The sequence below is a fragment of the Burkholderia sp. AU45388 genome, assembly GCF_030481585.1.
In the GTDB taxonomy this organism is placed as follows: domain Bacteria; phylum Pseudomonadota; class Gammaproteobacteria; order Burkholderiales; family Burkholderiaceae; genus Burkholderia; species Burkholderia sola.
This window is the reverse complement of record NZ_JAUJPV010000052.1, coordinates 1-3,788: the sequence shown is the minus strand read 5'-3', so window position 1 is coordinate 3,788 and position 3,788 is coordinate 1. Positions and strand designations below refer to the sequence as shown.

Sequence of the window (3,788 nt, the reverse complement as noted above, 5' to 3'; positions counted from 1 at the left end):
TGTTCGTGCGCGCCCGGATCGAGGAAGGCGTGAACGAGAACGCATTCCTGGTGCCGCAGATCGGCGTCACGCACGACCAGAAGGGGCAGGCGATCGCGATGGTGGTGAACGCCAGCAACAAGGTCGAACCGCGTCCGCTGAAGACTAGCGGGATGCAAGGCCAGAACTGGATCGTCGAAGGCGGTCTGCAAGCGGGCGATCACGTGATCGTGCAAGGCGTCGACAAGGTCCGCCCGGGCGCGACCGTGAAGTCGGTTCCCGCGCAGCTCGCCCCGGCGCCGGACGCCGCCTCCGCCACCACGGCAGGCGCCGCGCCGACAAGCGCCGCGTCGGCGACTACCGCGGCCAGTGCCGCAGCGAGTTCGGCCGCCGCGTCGAGCGCGCAATAACAGGGAGTCCGTTTCATGGCCAAGTTCTTTATCGATCGCCCGATCTTTGCGTGGGTGATCGCGATCGTGCTGATGCTGGCCGGTGTCGCATCGATCTTCAAGATGCCGATCGCGCAGTATCCGACGATCGCACCGCCGACGATCCAGATCCAGGCGAACTACCCGGGCGCTTCCGCGAAGACGGTGGAAGACACGGTGACGCAGGTGATCGAGCAGCAGATGAGCGGGCTCGACAACTTCCTGTACATGTCGTCGACGAGCGACGATTCGGGCAACGCGACGATCACGCTGACCTTCTCGCCGGGCACGAATCCGGACGTCGCACAGGTGCAGGTGCAGAACAAGCTGTCGCTCGCGACGCCGAACCTGCCGCAGGTCGTGCAGCAACTGGGCATGCAGGTCACGAAGTCGAGCAGCAACTGGCTGATGTGGTTCGCGTTCAACTCCGAGGACGGCCGGATGTCGAAGGAGGACCTGACGAACTACGTGGCGTCGCACGTGCTCGACCCGCTGAGCCGCGTGAACGGCGTCGGCCAGACGCTGCTGCTCGGTTCGCAGTTCTCGATGCGGATCTGGCTCGACCCCGTCAAGCTGACCAACTACAGCCTCACGCCGACCGACGTGACGGCCGCGATCACGCAGCAGAACGTGCAGATCGCGGGCGGCCAGATCGGCGGCACGCCGGCCAAGCCGGGCACCGTGCTGCAGGCGACGATCACCGAATCGACGCTGCTGCGCACGCCCGAGCAGTTCGGCAACATCCTGCTGAAGGTCAACCAGGACGGCTCGCAGGTTCGCCTGAAGGACGTCGGCCGCGCGGCACTCGGTTCGGAAAACTACACGTTCGACACGAAGTACATGGGGCAGCCGACGGCCGGCCTCGGCATCCAGCTCGCGACCGGCGCGAACGCGCTCGCGACCGCGAACGCGCTGCGGGCCAAGATCGACGAGCTGTCGAAGTATTTCCCGCATGGCCTCGTCGTGCACTACCCGTACGACACGACGCCGTTCGTGCGCCTGTCGATCGAGGAAGTGGTCAAGACGCTGATCGAGGGCATCGTGCTCGTGTTCCTCGTGATGTACCTGTTCCTGCAGAACCTGCGCGCGACGATCATCCCGACGATCGCGGTGCCGGTCGTGCTGCTCGGCACGTTCGCGATCATGGGTATCGTCGGTTTCTCGATCAACACGCTGTCGATGTTCGGGCTCGTGCTCGCGATCGGCCTGCTGGTCGACGATGCGATCGTGGTGGTCGAGAACGTCGAGCGCGTGATGGCGGAGGAGGGGCTGTCGCCGAAGGAGGCGACCCGCAAGGCGATGGGCCAGATCACCGGCGCGCTCGTCGGCGTGGCGCTCGTGCTGTCGGCGGTGTTCGTGCCGGTCGCATTCTCCGGCGGCTCGGTCGGCGCGATCTATCGTCAGTTCTCGCTGACGATCGTGTCGGCGATGGTGCTGTCGGTGCTCGTCGCGTTGATTCTGACGCCCGCGCTGTGCGCGACGATCCTGAAGCCGATCGAGAAGGGGCATCACGAAGAGAAGAAGGGTTTCTTCGGCTGGTTCAACCGGACGTTCGATCGCAGCCGCGATCGCTACACGAGCGGCGTGAATCACGTGATCCGCCGCTCGGGCCGCTGGCTCGTGATCTACCTGGCCGTGTTCCTCGCGGTCGGCGTGATGTTCGCGCGGCTGCCGAAGTCGTTCCTGCCGGACGAGGACCAGGGCTACATGTTCATGATCGTGCAGACGCCGTCCGGCTCCACGCAGGAAACGACCGGCAAGACGCTCGACAACATCAACACGTACCTGACCACCGCCGAGAAGGACGTGGTCGACTCGGTGTTCACGGTCAACGGCTTCAGCTTCGCGGGCCGCGGCCAGAACGCGGGCCTCGTGTTCGTGAAGCTGAAACCGTACGAGCAGCGCCAGCGTTCGGATCAAAAGGTGCAGGCGCTGATCGGCCGGACTTTCGCGCACTATTCGACGTACAAGGACGCGATGGTGATTCCGTTCAACCCGCCGTCGATTCCCGAACTCGGTACCGCTGCCGGCTTCGACTTCGAGCTGACGGACAACGCGGGCCTCGGTCACGAAGCGCTGATGGCCGCGCGCGGCCAGTTGCTCGGGATGGCCGCGAAGGATCCGACGCTCGCACTGGTACGCCCGAACGGCCTGAACGATACGCCGCAGTACAAGGTCGACATCGATCGCGAGAAGGCGAACGCGCTCGGCGTGACGGCCGCGGCGATCGACCAGACGTTTTCGATCGCATGGGCGTCGCAGTACGTGAACAACTTTCTCGATACCGACGGCCGGATCAAGAAGGTGTACGTACAGTCCGATGCGCCGTTCCGGATGACGCCGGAAGACATGAACATCTGGTACGTGCGCAACAGCGCCGGCGGGATGGTGCCGTTCAGCGCGTTCTCGAGCGGCCACTGGATCTACGGATCGCCGAAGCTCGAGCGTTACAACGGCGTGTCGTCGATCGAGATCCAGGGGCAGGCCGCGGAGGGCAAGTCGACCGGCCAGGCGATGGCCGCGATGGAAGCGCTCGCGAGCAAGCTGCCGGAAGGCATCGGCTATTCGTGGACGGGCCTGTCGTTCCAGGAAATCCAGTCCGGTTCGCAGGCGCCGATCCTGTACGCGATCTCGATCCTCGTTGTGTTCCTGTGTCTCGCGGCGCTGTATGAAAGCTGGTCGATTCCGTTCTCGGTGATCATGGTCGTGCCGCTCGGCGTGGTCGGCGCACTGCTCGCGACGATGCTGCGCGGCCTCGAGAACGACGTGTTCTTCCAGGTCGGCCTGCTGACGACCGTCGGCTTGTCCGCGAAGAACGCGATCCTGATCGTCGAGTTCGCACGCGAACTGCAGGCGGGCGGGAACATGGGGCCGGTGCGCGCGGCGATCGAGGCGGCACGCCTGCGGCTGCGCCCGATCCTGATGACGTCGCTCGCGTTCATGCTCGGCGTGCTGCCGCTCGCGATCAGCAACGGTGCGGGCTCGGCGAGCCAGCACGCGATCGGCACGGGTGTGATCGGCGGGATGATCACGGCGACGTTCCTCGCCATTTTCATGATCCCGATGTTCTTCGTGCGGGTGCGTGCGATCTTCAGCGGCGAAACGGAAAACGTCGACGACGCGTGGCGCCTCGTGCAGGGCGACCTGCAGGGCGGTCACGACGACGCACACGATTCGAAGGGGCGGTAACGATGCAAAAACATGCTTTGACTGCAACCGCGGTGGCCGCACTGGCTGCCGCGCTCTTTGCCGCCGGCTGCACGATGGCGCCGCATTACAAGCGGCCCGACGCACCCGTCGCGCAGGCGTACCCGGCCGGCGGCGTCTACGCGACGCAGCCGGGCGCGGCCGGCGCGCGCAGCGCGAACGGCCAGGCGGCGA

Annotated in this window: 2 protein-coding genes and 1 pseudogene; all 3 read left to right on the top strand. The window is 65.5% G+C overall.

The features are described 5' to 3' along the window. On the top strand, nt 1–389 hold a 389-nt coding region (locus tag QZM72_RS35300), incomplete at its 5' end, for an HlyD family secretion protein (protein WP_301740422.1). A 15-nt stretch (nt 390–404) separates the two neighbouring features. After that, nucleotides 405–3,596 (top strand): efflux RND transporter permease subunit, encoded by a 3,192-nt coding sequence (locus tag QZM72_RS35295; RefSeq protein ID WP_301740421.1) that lies wholly within the window; start codon nt 405–407, stop codon nt 3,594–3,596. Nucleotides 3,597–3,598: 2 nt separating this feature from the next. After that, a pseudogene (locus tag QZM72_RS35290) lies at nt 3,599–3,788 on the top strand (multidrug transporter); the annotation flags it as partial.

Excerpts from the sequence above, each read along its gene's own strand:
- QZM72_RS35295 (WP_301740421.1), top strand. The coding sequence starts at position 405 with ATGGCCAAGTTCTTTATCGATCGCCCGATCTTTGCGTGGGTGATCGCG.